Source organism: Microbacterium sp. NPDC012755, assembly GCF_042901325.1.
Lineage (GTDB): Bacteria > Actinomycetota > Actinomycetes > Actinomycetales > Microbacteriaceae > Microbacterium > Microbacterium natoriense.
Genome location: NZ_JBIBCT010000001.1, coordinates 972,263 through 990,110, shown reverse-complemented (window position 1 = coordinate 990,110; position 17,848 = coordinate 972,263). Strand labels below are relative to the sequence as shown.

The following is a 17,848-nucleotide window of genomic DNA, read 5'->3' as shown; positions in this document are numbered from 1 at the left end:
GCGCGCATGAACGACGAGACCGGATGGTTCCATCGCCGCGGCGCGCTCGCCGGCGAGGGGTGGGAGAGCGTGGTCGACGACGGCATCCCCGGCTGGCAGCACACGGGTCTTCGCGTGGGCGTGCTGACCGAGGGCGAGTCCCTCGCGCTGGACGGCGGCGGGCAGGAGCGCATCGTCGTGCCGCTCGCCGGGAGCTTCACGGTGGAGGTCGTCGAGCGGGGGTCCGCGTCGACCGTGGACCTCGCGGGCCGCGCGTCGGTCTTCGACGGTCCGACCGACGTGCTCTACCTCTCCACCGATGCGACGGCGACCGTGCGGGGGAGCGGCAGGGTCGCCGTCGCCTCGTCGCCGACGACCGAGGTCCGGCCGACCAGACGCATCGCGGCGGCAGAGACCCCCGTCGAGCTCCGCGGTGCGGGTGCGTCGAGCCGCCAGGTACACAACTTCGGCACTCCGCAGGCGCTGGATGCCGCCCGGCTCATCGTGTGCGAGGTCATCACCCCGGCAGGCAACTGGTCGTCGTACCCTCCGCACAAGCACGACGAGCACGTGCCCGGTCACGAGTCGCGGCTCGAGGAGATCTACTACTTCGAGGCGGCTCGCGCCGACCGGTCGACGCAGGGGGCGGATGCCGCGTTCGGGCTGTTCAGCACCTATTCCTCTCCCGCCGGCGACATCGAGATCGACGCGATGGTCCGCACGGGCGACATCGCCCTCGTGCCCTTCGGCTACCACGGCCCTGCGGTCGCCGCCCCCGGATACGACCTGTACTACCTGAACGTGATGGCGGGGCCGGACCCCGAGCGCGAGTGGCTGATCAGCGACGACCCCGCGCACGCGTGGGTGCGCGACGCGTGGGCCTCGCAGCCGATCGACCCGCGCCTGCCCTTCCCCGAGGGCGCATCGGCGCACGACGACGAGCACGACGAAGGAGGGCCGCGATGACGGCGACCAGGAGGATGTCGGTCAGCCAGGCGCTGGTCGGGTTCCTTGCGAACCAGTGGACGGTCGACGGGGAGATCCGCGAACGGACGATCCCCGGCGTGTTCGGCATCTTCGGACACGGCAACGTCGCCGGCATCGGCCAGGCGCTGCGCCAGCTCGACGTCGAGAGCCCCGGCCTCATGTCGTACCACCAGGCCCGCAACGAGCAGGCGATGGTGCACCAGTCCGTCGGCTTCGCGCGGATGCACCGCCGCAGGGCGACGTTCGCCTCCGCGGCATCCGTCGGCCCCGGCGCGACCAACATGCTCACCGGCGCCGCGCTCGCCACGACGAACCGGCTGCCGGCGCTGCTGCTGCCGAGCGACACCTTCGCGACGCGCGTGGCCGACCCGGTGCTGCAGCAGCTGGAGCAGCCGTGGGACATCGGGCTCACCGTCAACGACGCGTTCCGTCCGCTCTCGCGCTTCTTCGATCGCGTGCAGCGGCCGGAGCAGCTGTTCTCGATCGCGCTGAACGCCCTTCGCGTGCTCGTCGACCCCGCCGAGACCGGCGCCGTCACGATCGCGCTGCCGGAGGACGTGCAGGCCGAGAGCATCGACGTGCCGCTGTCGTTCCTCGCCGAACGCGAGTGGCACGTGCGCCGGCCCGTCCCCGAACGCGGTGCGCTGGAGCGGGCCGTGCGGGCGATCCGCGCCGCGAAGCGCCCGTTCGTCGTCGCGGGCGGCGGCGTGATCTACTCGGGCGCAGAGGAGCAGCTGCGCGCCTTCGTCGAGGCCACCGGCATCCCCGTCGGCACGACGCAGGCCGGCGGCGGCAGCCTCGCCTGGGACCACCCGCAGTACCTCGGCGGCGTCGGGGCCACGGGCTCGACCGCGGCGAATCGGCTCGCCGCCGAGGCCGACGTCGTGATCGGCATCGGCACGCGCTACAGCGACTTCACCACGGGGTCGCGCACGGCGTTCCAGCATCCGGGTGTCGAGTTCGTCAACATCAACGTCGCCGCGTTCGACGCGTACAAGCACGGCACGCAGCTGCCCGTGATCGCCGACGCCCGCGAGACGCTGGTCGCGCTCGCAGAGGCGCTGCCCGTCCGGATCGTGAGCGACGAGTACGCCACCCGCATCGCCGGGGAGAAGGCGGAGTGGGATGCCGCGGTCGACGCGGCCTTCGCGCCATCGGGCCTCGCACGTCCCGGCCAGCCGGAGATCATCGGCGCCGTCCAGGCGGCCACCGACCCGGAGGACGTGATCGTCCAGGCCGCTGGTTCCCTGCCCGGCGACCTGCACAAGCTCTGGCGCGTGCGCGACCCGCTCGGCTATCACGTCGAGTACGCGTTCTCGTGCATGGGGTACGAGATCGCCGGCGGCCTCGGCGCCAAGCGCGGCGCCCTCGCCTCCGGCTCCGACCGCGACGTGGTCGTGATGGTGGGGGACGGCTCGTACCTGATGCTGAGCTCCGAGCTCGCCACGGTCGTCGCCGAGGGCATCAAGCTCATCATCGTGATCGTGCAGAACCACGGCTACGCCTCGATCGGCCACCTGTCGGAGACCGTCGGCTCGGAACGGTTCGGCACGCGCTACCGGATGCAGGACGATCCGGCGCACGCCGAGCGGCTGCTGCCGGTCGACCTCGCCATGAACGCGCGCAGCTACGGGCTGGACGTCGTGGAGATCCCGGCGACGGCATCCGCGATCGACGACCTGTCGGCCGCGCTCGCCGCAGCGAAGGCCTCGCCGCGGTCGACCGTGATCCACATCGAGAGCGACCCGCTGCTCTACGCCCCCGACGGGGAGGGCTGGTGGGATGTGCCGGTGCCGGAGGAGGCATCGCTGCCGACGACCCGTCGCGCACGCCGCGAGTACGAACAGCGCCGGACGGCGCAGCGCCCGCTGCTGGGCGCGGAAGACGGAGGAGAGGCATGAAGGCGACGGTGGCCGGCGCCCCGGTGAGCTTCGGCGTGTTCGAGCTGACCCCGGAGGGCGCCGAGACGATCAGCCCCGACGACCTGCTGGCGACGCTCGCCGAGTCGGACTACCGCGGCGTGGACCTGGGCCCGTCCGGCTTCTTCGGGCAGGGCGCGCGGCTGCGGGAGCGGCTGCGGAGCCACGGGCTGGAGCTCGCCGGAGGCTGGGTGCAGCTGCCGTTCTCCGACGACGACGCCTTCGAGGCGGCGCTTCCGGAGCTGCACGAGGCGCTGCGCGCGTTCTCCGACGCCGCGGAGGACGGCCCCGACCGGCTGCCGCTGCCCACGCTCGCCGACGGAGGCTCGAGCATCCGTCAGGGTGCGCCGGGTCGGGGAGGCGAGGTCGACCCGCTCGCCGAGGCCGCGTGGGGAAGGCTGCTCGCGAACACCGAGCGCGCCGCGGGCATCGTGCGCGCGGCCGGCTTCGAGCCGACCTTCCACCACCACGCCGGCACGTTCGTGGAGTCGCCCGACGAGATCGATCGGTTCCTCGCGAACGTCGACGTCGATCTCACCCTCGACACCGGTCACCTCTTCATCGCCGGGGGAGACCCGCTCGACGCCGTGCGCCGCTGGGGAGACCGCATCAACCACCTGCACCTGAAGGACGTCGACCTCGGCGAGCTGACGCGCGTGCTCTCCGCCGGCGGCGGGATGCGCGAGGTCTGGTCGTCGGGTTCGTTCGTCGCGTTCGGCGCGGGCGACATCGACCTCGCCGCCGTGATGGATGCCGTCGACGAGCGCGGTTTCGACGGCTGGATCGTCGTCGAGCAGGACGTGCTGAACGGCCCCGACGTCTCCCTCTCCGAGTTCCGCGCCGCGCGCGGGGCCGACCAGATCCGCAACCGCGAGGCGCTGCGCCCCTGGGCGTGACCCCTTCTCCCCGACCCCTCTCCCCGAAGGACCGCACGATGTCACACGCTCCCCTCCGCTTCGGCCTGATCGGCACCGGACGCATCGGCCAGGTGCACGCCGCGAGCATCGCCGCCGACCCCGACGCGCAGCTCTCCTGGGTCGCCGATCCCTTCGTCGACGGCGCGCGCCGCGTCGCCGCGACCTACGGCGGCACGGCGACCGACACCCCCGACGAGGTGTTCGCCTCGGGGGAGGTCGACGCGATCCTCATCGCCTCGCCGACGCCGACGCACGTCGACCTCATCGCACGGGCGGTGGATGCCGGCATCCCCGTGCTCTGCGAGAAGCCGATCGACCTCGACATCGCGCGGGTCGAGGCGCTGCGTCCCCGGGTCGCGTCGGCCGGGGTGCCGGTGGCTCTCGGCTTCAACCGCCGCTTCGATCCGGCGTTCGCGTCGGCCAGGGCCCGCGTCGCCGCGGGGGAGATCGGCGCCCTCGAACAGCTCACGATCATCAGCCGCGACCCCTCGGCTCCGCCCGCCGACTACGTCGCCGTCTCCGGCGGGATCTTCCGCGACATGACGATCCACGACTTCGACATGGCGCGGTTCTTCCTGCCCGAGATCGTCGAGGTCTCGGCATCCGGGTCGACGACCTTCGACGCCGGCGCCGCCCAGCACGGCGACTTCGACACCGCCGTGACGACCCTGCGCGCGGCATCCGGCGCCCTCGTCACGATCGTCAACTCGCGGCACAGCGCCGTCGGCTACGACCAGCGCATCGAGGCCTTCGGCGGCACCGGGATGCTGCAGGTCGCGAACGCGCCGACCAGCCTCGTCAGCCTGTCGACCGCGGATGCCGTCGAGGCGAAGCCTCCGTACGAGCCGTTCTTCCTGGAGCGCTATGCCGCCGCCTACGCCGCGGAGCTGCACGAGTTCATCCTGCTCGCCCGCGGAGAGGAGTCGACGAGCCCGACGTTCGAGGACGGCCGCGCGGCGCTGATCCTCGCCGACGCCGCGCAGCGTTCGGCGACCGAGCGCGTCGTCGTGCCGGTCGACCTGCGATGAGCGCCGTCGAGCAGCCTGCCCGCTACCGGCTGGCCGCGTCGGCCGAGATGCTCTACACCGACCTCGATCTGGTCGAACGCGTCCGCCGTCTCGACGAGCGCGGCTTCGAGGTCGAGATCTGGGACTGGAGCACCAAGGACCTCCCCGCGCTCGCCGCCACCGGCGCGGTGTTCTCGTCGATGACGGGGTACCTCCGCGGCGACCTCACGACGCCCGAGGGCATCGCCGACCTCCTCGCGACGGCGGAGGAGTCGCTGCGGAAGGCGGAGGTGATCGACTCACCCCGGCTGAACCTGCACGGCACGGGGCTGGCGCCCGGCGGCCTTCCGGTGCGCCCGCAGACCGAGGTCGCCCCGCACGAGTGGGAGATCGCGGCGGACACCCTCGCGCGACTGGCCGCGCTGGGCGCGCGTGAGGGGCGCGTGTTCACGCTGGAGAACCTGAACACCGCCGTCGACCACCCCGGAACCCCGTTCGCCCGCGCCGCCGACACGCTGCGTCTGGCGCGGGCCGTGGACTCCCCGTGGCTGCGCCTCAACCTCGACCTGTACCACGCGCAGATCGGGGAGGGGAACCTGATCGAGCTCGTGCGGGAGGCGCTGCCGTGGGTCGGCGAGATCCAGGTCGCTGATGTGCCTGGTCGCTGCGAGCCGGGCACGGGGGAGATCCGCTACGAGGCGATCGCCGCGGCGCTGCGCGACCTCGGCTACGACGGGGTGATCGGCCTCGAGGGCTGGGCGCGCACCGACACGGATGCCGCGCTCGACGCGTTCCGGAGCGCCTTCGGGGCCTGAGCCCCCCCGCACCCTCGCGCCCTCGCTCGCGCCCTCGCTCGCGCCCTCGCGCCCTCGCGTGAGGGGTCATGTTGTGCGGGGTGCGGGCCCTTTGGCGCGACGTTTTGTGGCTCTTCACGCGGGTGCTCTTTGTGGTGCTTGGTGTGAGGGGTCATGTTCTGTCGGGTACGGGGCCCATGACGCGACGTTCTGTGGCCCCTCACGCGTGTGCTCTTGTGGCGCCTCACGCGTGCGTTGTGCGACACCTCGCGTGAGCGTGACTCACGCGCGAACGGCACACGCGAGCGGGCCCCACGAGACGAGAGGAGCGGAGGGTCACGCGTCGTACGTCGTGGGGCCCGTCACCTCGGGCACGGACTCCCAGGCTCCGGATGCCGTGCTCCGCAGCGCGGCATCCACGATCTCCGCCGCCGACCACGCATCGGATGCCGACGGCGCGAGCTGCCTGCCCTCGGCGACGGAGCGCAGGAACAGCGAGGCCTCGATGGTCTTCAGGTCGTCGAAGCCCATGCCGGTGCCGGCCCCGGGCTGGAAGCGCGCGAAGTCGCCGTAGTCGGGCCCGGCCATGACGGTGCGGTAGCCGGAGGCGTCGTCGGCCAGCTGGAGCTCGTTCAGGCGCTGGAAGTCCCACCGCAGCGAGCCCTTCGTGCCGTACACCTCGATGCGGTACTCGGCGCGGGGGCCGATCGCGACGCGGCTGGACTCCAGCACGGCGACCGCGCCGGAGTCGAAGCGGGCGAGGATCGCGGCGTAGTCCTCGTTCTCGACGTCGCCGCGGGGGCCGTCGTCGGCGCCCTTGCTGAAGTGGCTGGCCGCGCCGGCCGACGGCAGGGGACGGCTGCGGATGAAGGTCTCGGTGAGCCCGCTGACGGAGCTGATCCGGCCGACGATGTACTGCGCGAGGTCGGCCCCGTGCGAGAGCAGGTCGCCGAGCACGCCGCTGCCCGCGCGATCGCGGCTGAACCGCCACGTGAGGGCGCCGTCGGGATCGGCCGAGTAGTCGGCGAGCAGGGCGACGCGCACGTTCGTGATCGTGCCGAGCGCCCCGTCGCGCACCAGGCGCCTGGCGTGCGCGATGGCGGGGGCGTGCCGGTAGTTGAAGCCCACCGAGGTCACGAGGCCCGCGTCGAGAGCGCCCTGTGCGATCTCTCGCGACTCGCCGGCGCCGCGGCCCATCGGCTTCTCGATCCAGAACGGCTTGCCCGCAGCGATGGCGGCCAGGGCGATCTCGTGGTGGAGGAAGTTCGGCGAGCAGATCGAGACCACGTCGACGTCCGGGTGGGCGATCAGCTCGCGGTAGTCGGAGACGGTCTCGCGGTAGCCGAGCACGTCGGCGGCGTGTTCGCGGCCCCCGGCATCCGGGTCTGCGGCGACCGTGAGGTCGGCGACGACGGGCAGGTCGGGGTAGTGCCTGTGCGCCTCCAGATAGGCGCGTGAGTGCAGGCGCCCCATCCATCCGACCGAGACCAGACCGACGCCGATGTGCTTCTTCGTCACCACGGGCGACTCCTTCCGTTGGACACAGCGTATACCCCGAATGGAGATGTTGACAGAATGTATTGACATTTGGACTCCACGGTGTCAGGATCGCCCTGACACCGACGTCACCAGGTGGGACGTGTCGACGTCGACAGGATCCGCATCGAAGGGAAACCGAAATGAAGAAGCGCCTCATCGGCGTTCTGGGGATCGCCGCCGCAGCCGCGCTGCTGCTCTCGGCGTGCTCTGGAACCGGACAGGAACCGACGACCGACTCGCAGGGCGGCGGCGACACCAAGTCCTCAGGGCTGAGCTACGCCGTGGTCACGCACGCAGCGCCCGGCGACGCGTTCTGGGACCGCGTCAAGTCCGGCGCGGAGAAGGCCGGAGCCGACTACGGCGCCGACGTCACCTACAACTCCGACCCCGACCCCGCGAAGCAGTCGCAGCTCATCGACAACGCGATCGCGCAGAAGGTCGACGGCATCGTCGTCTCCATGGCCAACCCCGACGGCGTCCAGGCGAGCGTCGAGCGCGCCGTCGCCGCCGGCATCCCGGTCGTGACCATCAACTCGGGCATCGAGAAGTTCAAGGAGTTCGGCGCGATCACCCACGTCGGGCAGAGCGAGTCGATCGCGGGAGCCGCTGTCGGCGAGCGCCTCAGCACGGAGGGCGCGACCAACGCCCTCTGCGTCATCCAGGAAGCGGGCAACATCGGGCTCGAGGAGCGCTGCAAGGCCGCGGCCGGCGCGTTCGGCGGCACCATGGAGAACCTGCAGGTCGACGGCACGAACGATGCCGAGGTCAAGGCGACCATCAAGTCGAAGCTGCAGGCCGACCCCTCCATCGACGCCGTGCTGACCCTCGGCGGCCAGTACGCGATCGACGCGGTCGGCGCCGTCGAGGAGTCCGGCAGCGCGGCGAAGGTCGCGACCTTCGACCTGTCGGAAGACGTCGTGGCCGCAGTGGCCGACGGCAAGATCCTCTTCGCGGTCGACCAGCAGCCGTACGTGCAGGGCTTCCTCGGGGTGACCGCGCTCTACCTCAAGAGCATCAACGGCAACGACATCGGCGGTGGGGAGCCGATCTACTCCGGACCGGCGTTCGTCACGAAGGACAACGCGGCCCAGGTCGCGGAGTTCGCCAAGAAGGGCACGCGCTAACACCGGCGGAGGGGGCGGGATGACACCCGCCCCCTCGTCCGGCGAAAGGACTGAAGATGACAACGACGGACATCGTCACGGTGGGCAACAGACCGCGACTGGAACGGCGGCCGCTGCGCACTCTGCTCGTGCGGCCCGAGATGGGAGCGCTCGTCGCAGCGCTGGCGGTGATGATCTTCTTCTCCGTCTACACGAAGAGCTTCATGACCACCGCCGGAGCGGGCGTCTGGCTCGAATCCGCATCGACCTTCGGCATCATGGCCGTGGCGGTCGCCCTGCTCATGATCGGCGGGGAGTTCGACCTCTCGGCGGGTGTGCTCACCGGCTTCACCGCTCTCGTGGTCGGCATCCTGACCACCCGGTACGGGCTGAACATCTGGGTGGCCGTGCTCGTCTCGCTCGTGCTGGCCCTCGCGATCGGCGCCCTCAACGGCCTCCTCGTGATGAAGACCGGGCTGCCGAGCTTCATCATCACCCTCGGCACGTTCTTCGTCCTGGCGGGCATCGACCTCGCCGTCACGAAGCTCATCACCGGCCAGGTGGCCATCCAGGGCATGACCAAGGTGCCCTACTACGACAGCATCCAGCCCCTCTTCGGCTCGTCGATCGAGATCGGCGGCGGCACCTTCTACATCTCGGTGCTCTGGTGGTTCGTCGTCACCGCCGTCGCGACCTGGGTGCTGCTGCGCACCCGGCCGGGCAACTGGATCTTCGCGGTCGGCGGGGCGGTCACGTCATCCCGCCAGGTGGGCGTTCCCGTGCTCAAGACCAAGATCGGCCTGTTCATGGTCACGGCCGGTGCGGCGTGGCTGGTCGGCATGATCTCGCTGTTCCGCACCTCGACGGTGCAGGCGAACACGGGCGTCGGGCAGGAGTTCATCTACATCATCTGCGCGGTCGTCGGCGGCTGTCTGATGACGGGAGGCTTCGGCTCCGCGATCGGCGCCGCGCTGGGCGCCCTCATCTACGGCATGGTCTTCCAGGGCATCACGTTCGCCCAGTGGGACACGAACTGGCTGCGCACGTTCCTCGGAGCGATGCTGCTGCTGGCGGTGTTCCTGAACCACTGGGTGCGACTCAGGGCGGGAGGAGTGAAATGACCGCGGTCAGCACGACGGCGCCCGTCGTCGAGGTGCGCGACATCGGCAAGAGCTACGGTCCGGTGAACGCGCTCGCCGGAGTCAGCACGACGGTGAACGCCGGACAGGTCACGTGCGTCCTGGGGGACAACGGCGCCGGCAAGTCCACGTTCATCAAGATGCTGGCCGGGGCGCACACCCCCTCCAGCGGCGAGCTGCTCGTCGACGGGGTGCAGGTGACGTTCTCGTCGCCGAGGGCGGCGCTGGATGCCGGCATCGCCACGGTCTATCAGGACCTCGCTGTCGTGCCGCTGATGCCGGTCTGGCGCAACTTCTTCCTCGGGTCGGAGCTGACGAAGGGCTGGGGGCCGCTCCGTCGGCTCGACGTGAAGCGCATGAAGCAGATCACGTACACAGAGCTCGCCAACATGGGCATCGACCTGCGCGACGTGGATCAGCCGATCGGCACGCTGTCGGGAGGAGAGCGCCAGTGCGTCGCGATCGCCCGTGCGGTGTACTTCGGCGCGAGGGTGCTGATCCTCGACGAGCCGACCGCGGCGCTGGGTGTGAAGCAGTCGGGCGTGGTGCTGAAGTACATCGCCAGGGCCCGCGATCGCGGTCTGGGCGTCGTGTTCATCACGCACAACCCGCACCACGCGTACCCCGTGGGCGATCGGTTCCTGCTGCTGAACCGCGGCACCAGCATCGGCAACTTCGAGAAGGAGGAGATCTCCCTCGCGCAGTTGACGAGCATGATGGCGGGCGGCGCGGAGCTCGACTCGCTCGCCCACGAGCTGCAGCGGGAGATCGGCGACGACTCACCGGTCGTCGAGGAGATCGTGCGCGAGGCCGAGCAGGCGTCGGAGCTGGGGAGCCCCGACGCGGAGTCGCCGTCCGGCGGCTCCGCCCCTGCATCCGCCTGAGCGCGCGGAAGAGATCGGCCGGCATCGCCCCTGCGATGCCGGCCGATTCCGCGTGTCCGGGGATACCGCTCTCCGAATCGATTCGATAAACTGGTCGGACCCCCGATCCACCCCCCAGTTCTGCGAGCCGCTCCTTCATGGCCACCTCTCTCACCACGGGCCGTCCGTGGCGTGTCATCCTTGCCTTCTCCATCCCGCTCCTGCTCGGCAACGTCGTCCAGCAGCTGTACCAGTTCGTCGATGCGATCGTCGTCGGCCGCCACCTCGGCGTCGGCTCGCTCGCCGCCGTCGGCGCGACCGGACCGCTGCTGTTCCTGCTGCTCGGCTTCGCGTGGGGTCTCACGAGCGGCTTCGCCATCCCCATCGCGCAGGCCTACGGCGCCGGCGACGAGGTCGCGGTGCGCCGCTCCGTCGCGACCGGGGTGATCCTCACCGGCATCACGAGCGTGATCCTCACGGTCGGGGCGCCCCTGATCTCGCACCCTCTCCTCGCGCTGCTGCAGACGCCGAGCGAGCTGATGGCCGAGGCCACCGTGTTCACGCAGATCAGCTTCATCGGCGCCGGCGCGACGATGTTCTTCAACTACCTGTCGGCGATCATCCGCGCGATCGGCGACTCCCGCACGCCGCTGGTCTTCCTCACGGTCTCGTGCGCCCTGAACGCGGGGCTCGTCGTGCTCATGGTCGGTCCGCTCGAGTGGGGCGTGGCTGGGGCGGCGCTGGCGACGGTCGTCGCGCAGGCCGTGTCGGTGCTGCTGTGCCTGGAGTTCGTGCGCCGCCGCCTGCCTCTGCTGCACCTGCGCCGCAGCGACTGGCGCGTCACGCGCGCCGATGTGGCCGAGCACCTGCGTCTCGGACTGCCCATGGGCTTCCAGGCGTCGATCATCGCGATCGGCACCCTCACCGTGCAGGTCGCGCTCAACACCATCGGCGCCGAGGCGGTGGCCGCGTACACCACGGGTGCCAGGGTCGACAGCCTCGGCGTGGCCTTCCTCTCGTCGCTCGGCCTCGCCGTCTCGATGTACACGGCGCAGAACCTCGGCGGGCGCCGTCCCGACCGCATCCGCCGCGGCGTCGTGGAGGCGACGTGGATGGCGGTGGCCGCCGGTGCGGCCATCGGCATCGTCATCATCGCCTTCGGCGTGCCGATGGTGCGGCTGTTCATCGGCGACGGCTCCGACGAGGTCGTGAGGCTCGCGCACCTCATGCTCATCGTGAACGGATGCGGCTACTGGGCGCTCGGCGTGCTGTTCGTGCTCCGCGGCGCCCTCCAGGGCCTCGGGCACACGCTCGTGCCCACCGTCACCGGCGTCATCGAGCTCGTGATGCGCGTCGCCGCCGCGGTCGCCCTCGGCGCGTGGATCGGATTCCCCGGTGTCGCGCTCAGCAACCCGCTCGCCTGGGTGGGGGCGATCGTGCTGCTCGTGCCCGCGTACATCAGCGCGCACCGCGCCCTCGGACGGATGCCGGTGAACCCCGCGGAGGCCACCGAGACGTCGGCGATCGCCATCGTCGGACCGGTCGACGGATCGATGGTGGTCGACGCCGTCGTCACGCAGCCGGTGCGCGTGGTGAAGAGGTCGCCGCTCGCCCGCCTGAAGAGGCGTTAGACCGCAGGAGTACGAAACATCATCCTTGAGACGGATGCGTTCATCCAGACACTTTCCTAATGTAGAAGGTGCGGAGATACCGTTGACGGGGGGTCGTCATGACGACATCGAGGGTGGCCAGCGATCTGGCCCAGATCATGGTCCCGATCGGAGTGGTCGGCGCGGTGCTCGCGGCGGTCTGCGCGATCGTCGCAGCCGTCGCGATCACACGCGGCGCGAGCGGTCTGAGCGGAGGCGCGGTGGGGCTCTGGATCCCCAGCGCGATGATCAGCTCCATCGCCGGATTCGCCAGCCAGTGGATGCCGCTGCTGGCCTCCGTCGCGGCGCTCGTCGGCCTGCTGGTGATCGGCGGCGTCGTGCGTGCGATCATGAACGCATCCGGCGCCGAGTGGCCGACGCGGGCGGAGAAGGCCGAGGCGGCGGCCGCTGCACCGGCCGTCGCGGCTCCGGCATCCGTCGCCCCGGCGACCAGCACGATTCCGACGCTCACGCGGCCGAATCCGGTCCGCGCGGCCTGAGCCGCGCGACTCAGCGGTAGTCGCGGTCTCGGTGCTGCCCGGTCTCGTCTCCGGACTCGACGCGTGCGGCCTCGCGGGCGCGCAGCTCGACGCGACGGATCTTGCCCGAGATGGTCTTCGGCAGCTCTGGAGCGAACTCGATGATCCGCACCCATAGGTGCGACGACAGGCGGTCGTGCGCGTAGGCGAAGATCGATCGTGCGGCCTCCGCCTCGTCGGCTCCGGCATCCGTCCGCAGGCACACGTACGCCTTCGGCACCGCCAGGCGGGTCGGATCCGGGCTCGGTACCACCGCCGCCTCGACCACGAGGTCGTGCTCCAGCAGCACCGACTCGAGCTCGAACGGCGAGATCTTGTAGTCCGATGCCTTGAAGACGTCGTCCGCCCTGCCGACGTAGGTGAGGTAGCCGTCGGCATCCCTCGTCGCGATGTCGCCCGTGTGGTGGAACCCGCCGACGCGCGACTCCGCCGTCTTCTCCGGGGCGTCGTAGTACCCGGCCATGAGGCCGAGGGGCGGCTGCGACAGGTCGAGGGCGATCTCACCCTCCCCGTCGGTCACGGCGCCCGTCACGGGGTCGAGCAGCACGACGGGGTAGCCGGGGAGCGGTCGTCCCATCGACCCGATCTTGATCGGCTGGCCGGGGGAGTTGCCGATGCACGCCGTCATCTCGGTCTGACCGAATCCGTCGCGGATCGTCCCTCCCCACGCGTTCCGCACGCGCTCGATGACCTCGGGATTCAGGGGTTCGCCGGCGCCGACGAGCTCACGCGGCGGATGCGTGAGGCGTCCGAGGTCGGCCTGGATCAGCATGCGCCACACGGTCGGCGGTGCGCAGAACGTCGACACGTGGTGGGTGTCCATGACCTGCATGAGGGCGTTCGCGTCGAAGCGGTCGTAGTTGTAGACGAAGACGGTGGCCTCGGCGAGGAACGGCGAGTAGAAGCTCGACCACGCGTGCTTCGCCCACCCGGGCGACGAGATGTTGAGGTGCACGTCGCCCGGCCGCACGCCCAGCCACCACATGGTCGACAGGTGGCCGATCGGGTAGGAGGCGTGGGTGTGCTGCACGAGCTTGGGACGACTGGTGGTGCCGCTGGTGAAGTAGAGCAGGGCGGTGTCGGATGCCGGGGTCGGGGCATCCGGCTCGAACTCCGTCGGGGCGTCGGCGGAGTCCGCGAAGCGCTCCCACCCAGCGGGGATGCCGTCGCCGACGCCGATCCGCAGGGTGTCGATGCCGTCGAGCCGCCCGGCGAGTGCGCCGAGGGTCACGACGGCGCGGGCGCGGCCGTGCTCGATGCGGTAGGCGAGGTCGGATGCCGACAGCAGCGTCGAGGTCGGGATCGACACCGCGCCGATCTTGGTGATCGCGAGCATCACCTCCCATAGCTCGATCTGGTTGCCCAGCATCACGATGACGTGATCGCCGCGGCGGATGCCGAGACCCGTGAGCCAGGCGGCGACCTGGTCGGAGCGGGCGGAGAGCTGCCCGTAGGTCCACTCCACGAGCGACAGGTCGGCGGACACGATCTGCACGGCGGGGCGGTCGGGGTCCTCTCCCGCGACGACGTCGAACCACTCCAGCGCGAAGTTGAACTCGTCGGGGTGCGGCCAGGAGAAGCCGGCGCGTGCGGCGTCGTAGTCCGTGGCGTTCGCGAAGAGGAAGTCCCGCATCTCGCGGATCGTGTTCGTGGCTGCGGTGGCGCTGCGGCTCATTCGGTGCTCCCTTGCTTCACGTGCCGTTCCATCCTCGCGCTCTCGGGCCCTGCGCGCGAGTGCGGGCCGGGCATCCGTCGAGCGCGCGGCTATCGGCCGAGCAGTCCGCTGCCGTCTCGGAGCTCGAACACCAGCTGGGTCTCGGTGCCCCGCACGACGGGGTGGATCGTGATGTGCTCCAGCACGATGTCCCGCAGCGCCGTCGCATCCTGCACGGCGACGTGCACGAGGAAGTCGTCGACCCCGGCGACGTGGAAGACCTGCAGCACGCGGGGGATGCCGACGAGCGCATCGAACAGCGCGGTGACCTTGGGGCCGGTGTGGTTCGCGAGGCGCACCTTGATGATCGCCTGCAGCGGGAAGCCCAGGGCGGCCTCGTCGACGCGGATGCGGGTGTCGCGGATGACGCCGCGCTCGCGCAGCGCCCGCACGCGGTGCGCGCACGTCGACTCGGCGAGACCCAGACGGGTGGCGAGCGCCTTGTTCGTGACCACTGCATCGGCGGTGAGGGCGGCGAGCAGTTCGAGGTCGAGCTCGTCGAGTTGCGGTTTCGCCAAGATGGCTCCTCTTCGAAGGTCGCTTTCGGCACAGAATAGCGAATACGGCGGAAGAACTGGCGGATGCTGTCGAATCCCTGCGCCCGGATTGGGATTCGGGCAACGTGGAGACATGACTGCACCGTTGCATCCCGACACCGTCGCCGTCCACAGCGGCCGCTCCGACCTCGAGGGTCTCGGGGTCCACGCGCTGCCGATCGACCTCTCCACGACGAACCCGCTGCCCGACATCGAGCGCGGAGGGGACTCGTACGAGGCGATGGCCACGGGCGGCCGCCCTCCCGTCGACGGCAGCATGGTCTACGCCCGCCTGTGGAACCCCACGGTCGCGCGCTTCGAGGAGGCGCTCGCCGAGCTCGAGCACGCCGAGGCCGCGGTCGCGTTCGCCTCGGGCATGGCGGCCATGACCGCGGTGATCCTCGCGCACGGCCCCGCGACGGGCATGCGCCACGTCGTCGCGGTGCGCCCGCTGTACGGCGGAACCGATCACCTGCTGGGCTCCGGACTGCTCGGCGTCGAGACCACGTACTGCCACCCCGACGAGGTCGCCGCCGCGATCCGGCCCGACACGGGGCTCGTCGTGGTCGAGACCCCCGCGAACCCCACGCTCGACATCGCGGACATCGCCGACGTCGTGCGTCAGGCGGGCGGGGTTCCGGTCGTGGTCGACAACACGTTCGCGACCCCCGTGCTGCAGAACCCGATCGACCTCGGTGCGGCGATGTCGCTGCACAGCGCCACGAAGTATCTGGGCGGTCATGGAGACGTGATCGCGGGCGTCGTCGCGTGCAGCGAGGAGACCGCCGAGGCGCTGCGTCGCGTGCGCGCCGTCACGGGAGGGCTGCTGCATCCGCTCGGCGCGTACCTGCTGCATCGCGGACTCACCACCCTGCCGGTGCGGATGCGCGCGCAGCAGGAGAGCGCCCGCCGCATCGTGCAGTGGCTGATCGATCGGCCCGAGGTCGCCGAGGTGTTCTACCCGGGCCTGGACGGCGATCCGCGCGGCATCCTCGGACGGCAGATGCGCGGCACCGGCGCGATGATCGCGATGCGGATGCGGGGCGGCTTCGCCGCGGCATCCGCCATCACCACGGCGACCGAGCTGTTCACGCATGCGGTCTCGCTCGGAGGAGTCGACTCGCTCATCCAGCATCCGGCGGCCCTCACGCACCGCCCGGTTCCGCCCGAGGCCCGGCCGGGCGCCGACGTGCTGCGCCTCAGCATCGGACTGGAGAACGTCGACGACCTGATCGCCGACCTCGCCACCGCGTTCGCCGCCCTCCCGCAGCACGCCCCCGAGCTGCACGCCGCCCGCTGACCCTCGCCCTCACCCCGAGGGTGGCGTCGAGATCCCGTGCACTCGACGAGTGCACGGGATCTGCGCGTGAAGATCTCGTGCGTTCGAGAGGATGCCGTGCACTCGCGCGGCGCGTTGCCACGAAGGGCAGGGTGGCGGGGGCTGTTGACTCGGGGTCAACGGGAATTGTGAGATCGCTACAAGGAACCGAGTATCAGTGCTCCTGAGACTTGGTCCCGAGCGGCAAAGCTGTGCGGAGGCTGGGAAAGCCGCCCATACACTCGCCGGTGGCAACGACGCCACCGACCCCAGGAGTCCTCAATGACGAGTGCTAGACCCCATGCCCACGGACTTGGAATGCGCATCGCCGTGATCGTGCTCAGCGTTCTGCTGGCCGCGATGGTGATCCTGTTCTTCATCGTGACCGGCAAGATCGCCGCCGGTGCGGCCGAGCTCGCCGGCGGAACGACGACGGCCGAAGACGGCTCCGCCGCGCTGGCCGACGGGGCGGGAGACCTCTCGTCCGGCGCAGACAAGCTCGCCGCAGGCACCGAAGACCTCGCCGCCGGAGCGACCACCGCACACGACGGCGCGCAGAAGCTCGCCGCCGGAGCGCAGTCGGCCGCCACCGGTGCGGCGACGCTCTCCGAGGGCGCCGGAGCCCTCGCCGCAGGAGCGTCGAACGCCGTGGCCGGTGCGGGCAAGCTCAGCGCCGGGGCCCAGACGGCCCTCAGCGGCGCCCAGGACCTCCAGGCCGGGACCACGAGGGCGGATGCCGGGGCGCAGTCCGTGCTCGACGGCGCCACCAAGCTCTCCGCGGGCGTGTCCGGTGCTCACAAGATCGCCAGCGATCTTCTCGCCGGCGCCGCCGAATTCACGTCCAAGATCGACGCGGCCGTGCCCGCGGCGATGATCCCGAAGCTCCAGGCGCTCTCCGACCCGACGGCTGCCGCGGGTATCAAGGGTGCGGCCGCGGGTGCGCCGGCGAACTCGCAGATGCTCGCCGACAAGCTCGCCCTGCTCGCCGCGAACGACGGGGTCACCGGTTCGGACATCGACCAGCTCGCCCTGCTCGCGGCAGGCCTCGACAAGCAGGTCGACGGCATCGCGGGCGCCGCGGACGCGGCTCCGGCACTCGCCGCGGGCACGCTCGCCACCGTCGAGGCCTCGAAGAAGCTCGCAGGAGGTGCGAACGCGCTCGTCAACGGCGAACCCAGCCTCGGCTGGCCGGGAACCGTCGGCCTCGTGGACGCGCAGAAGGGCGCCCCGGCGCTCGTCGCCGGCGCGCAGGCGCTCAAGGACGGCACGTCCCAGCTGTCCGCGGGAGCCGCCAAGCTCTCGGGTGGCCTCCAGGCACTCTCGTCCGGCGCCTCCACGCTCCACTCCGGAACGATCAAGCTCGACTCCGGCGCGACCTCGTTGAGCCAGGGCGCGGTGTCCCTCGCCGAGGGGGCGGCGACGCTGCAGTCCGGAGCATCCGACCTCAGCTCCGGCGTCGGCGACCTCTCCGAGGGCGCGGCCACCGTGGCCGAGAAGACCGGGGAGCTCGCGGCGGGCGGCGACAAGATCGAAGCGGGCGCGACCGATCTCGCCGAGGGCACCGTCCTGATCGCCGACGGCTCCGGCACCCTGGCATCCGCCACCGCCGGTGCGGCCCCGTCGACCCTTCCGTGGATGCTCGGCATCGGACTCGTGGGCCTCATCGCCCTCGGATTCTGGGTCGGTCACCGCATCTCCCACCGCCGCGCGCTCGCCGCGGCCTGAAACCCCACTCCCCACCCCACCCCCGCAGACCGCCCCCTCGACACGACGTCGAGGGGGCGGTCGGTGTGCGGGCGCCGCTCAGGGCAGAACCGCCCACAGCAGAAACCGGTCAGCGCGGAT

15 protein-coding genes are annotated in these 17,848 nt (G+C 71.0%); 12 read left to right on the top strand and 3 right to left on the bottom strand.

The window, feature by feature from the left end:
* Nucleotides 1–6: 6 nt before the first annotated feature.
* Genes iolB through ACFY5A_RS04685 form a run of 5 tightly spaced genes read left to right on the top strand, consistent with a single transcriptional unit; the run spans nucleotide 7 to nucleotide 5,624 of the window.
* Entirely contained in the window at nucleotides 7–945 is a 939-nt protein-coding gene (gene iolB / locus ACFY5A_RS04705) for a 5-deoxy-glucuronate isomerase (protein WP_387232082.1), read from the top strand.
* Nucleotides 942–2,867, top strand: a complete 1,926-nt coding sequence (iolD, locus tag ACFY5A_RS04700) for a 3D-(3,5/4)-trihydroxycyclohexane-1,2-dione acylhydrolase (decyclizing) (protein ID WP_387232080.1) — start codon at nucleotides 942–944, stop codon at nucleotides 2,865–2,867. The genes iolB and iolD overlap by 4 nt, the downstream gene beginning before the upstream one ends.
* The gene (locus ACFY5A_RS04695; protein WP_387232078.1) at nucleotides 2,864–3,781 is read left to right on the top strand and encodes a sugar phosphate isomerase/epimerase family protein; all 918 of its coding nucleotides are present in this window, start codon (nucleotides 2,864–2,866) and stop codon (nucleotides 3,779–3,781) included. Before iolD ends, ACFY5A_RS04695 begins: the two co-directional genes overlap by 4 nt.
* 38 nt (nucleotides 3,782–3,819) lie before the next feature.
* A complete protein-coding gene (gene iolG, locus ACFY5A_RS04690) occupies nucleotides 3,820–4,830 on the top strand; it encodes an inositol 2-dehydrogenase (protein WP_341940897.1) in 1,011 nt (336 codons plus the stop codon).
* A complete protein-coding gene (locus ACFY5A_RS04685) occupies nucleotides 4,827–5,624 on the top strand; it encodes a TIM barrel protein (protein WP_341940898.1) in 798 nt (265 codons plus the stop codon). Before iolG ends, ACFY5A_RS04685 begins: the two co-directional genes overlap by 4 nt.
* Before the next feature lie 315 nt (nucleotides 5,625–5,939).
* On the opposite strand, the gene ACFY5A_RS04680 is transcribed toward ACFY5A_RS04685, so the two are convergent.
* Nucleotides 5,940–7,124, bottom strand: a complete 1,185-nt coding sequence (locus ACFY5A_RS04680; protein ID WP_341940899.1) for a Gfo/Idh/MocA family oxidoreductase — start codon at nucleotides 7,122–7,124, stop codon at nucleotides 5,940–5,942.
* A gap of 158 nt (nucleotides 7,125–7,282) precedes the next feature.
* On the opposite strand from ACFY5A_RS04680, the gene ACFY5A_RS04675 reads away from it, so the two are divergent.
* The 5 genes from ACFY5A_RS04675 to ACFY5A_RS04655 all read left to right on the top strand — a co-directional run bounded on the left by ACFY5A_RS04675 (nucleotide 7,283) and on the right by ACFY5A_RS04655 (nucleotide 12,396).
* Nucleotides 7,283–8,266 carry a sugar ABC transporter substrate-binding protein gene (locus ACFY5A_RS04675; RefSeq protein WP_341940900.1) on the top strand — a complete coding sequence of 328 codons (984 nt, stop codon included), beginning with the start codon at nucleotides 7,283–7,285 and terminating at the stop codon, nucleotides 8,264–8,266.
* A gap of 56 nt (nucleotides 8,267–8,322) precedes the next feature.
* Nucleotides 8,323–9,366 carry an ABC transporter permease gene (locus ACFY5A_RS04670; protein ID WP_105675938.1) on the top strand — a complete coding sequence of 348 codons (1,044 nt, stop codon included), beginning with the start codon at nucleotides 8,323–8,325 and terminating at the stop codon, nucleotides 9,364–9,366.
* Entirely contained in the window at nucleotides 9,363–10,268 is a 906-nt protein-coding gene (locus ACFY5A_RS04665; RefSeq protein ID WP_387232075.1) for an ATP-binding cassette domain-containing protein, read from the top strand. Before ACFY5A_RS04670 ends, ACFY5A_RS04665 begins: the two co-directional genes overlap by 4 nt.
* 137 nt (nucleotides 10,269–10,405) lie before the next feature.
* Entirely contained in the window at nucleotides 10,406–11,878 is a 1,473-nt protein-coding gene (locus ACFY5A_RS04660; RefSeq protein ID WP_105675942.1) for an MATE family efflux transporter, read from the top strand.
* Between the two features lie 98 nt (nucleotides 11,879–11,976).
* A complete protein-coding gene (locus tag ACFY5A_RS04655) occupies nucleotides 11,977–12,396 on the top strand; it encodes a hypothetical protein (RefSeq protein WP_105675944.1) in 420 nt (139 codons plus the stop codon).
* Nucleotides 12,397–12,406: 10 nt separating this feature from the next.
* Here the strand turns inward: ACFY5A_RS04655 and ACFY5A_RS04650 are convergent, their stop codons facing one another.
* The gene (locus ACFY5A_RS04650) at nucleotides 12,407–14,110 is read right to left on the bottom strand and encodes an AMP-binding protein (RefSeq protein WP_387232072.1); all 1,704 of its coding nucleotides are present in this window, start codon (nucleotides 14,108–14,110) and stop codon (nucleotides 12,407–12,409) included.
* Between the two features lie 89 nt (nucleotides 14,111–14,199).
* Nucleotides 14,200–14,667, bottom strand: coding sequence for an Lrp/AsnC family transcriptional regulator (locus ACFY5A_RS04645; RefSeq protein ID WP_341940905.1), 468 nt, complete (start codon nucleotides 14,665–14,667; stop codon nucleotides 14,200–14,202).
* A gap of 112 nt (nucleotides 14,668–14,779) precedes the next feature.
* Here ACFY5A_RS04645 and ACFY5A_RS04640 point away from each other — a divergent pair, with 112 nt between their 5' ends.
* Both ACFY5A_RS04640 and ACFY5A_RS04635 read left to right on the top strand, forming a co-directional pair.
* The gene (locus ACFY5A_RS04640) at nucleotides 14,780–15,985 is read left to right on the top strand and encodes a PLP-dependent aspartate aminotransferase family protein (RefSeq protein ID WP_341940906.1); all 1,206 of its coding nucleotides are present in this window, start codon (nucleotides 14,780–14,782) and stop codon (nucleotides 15,983–15,985) included.
* 336 nt (nucleotides 15,986–16,321) lie between these two features.
* Nucleotides 16,322–17,728, top strand: a complete 1,407-nt coding sequence (locus ACFY5A_RS04635) for a hypothetical protein (protein WP_387232070.1) — start codon at nucleotides 16,322–16,324, stop codon at nucleotides 17,726–17,728.
* The last annotated feature ends 120 nt before the right edge of the window (nucleotides 17,729–17,848 follow it).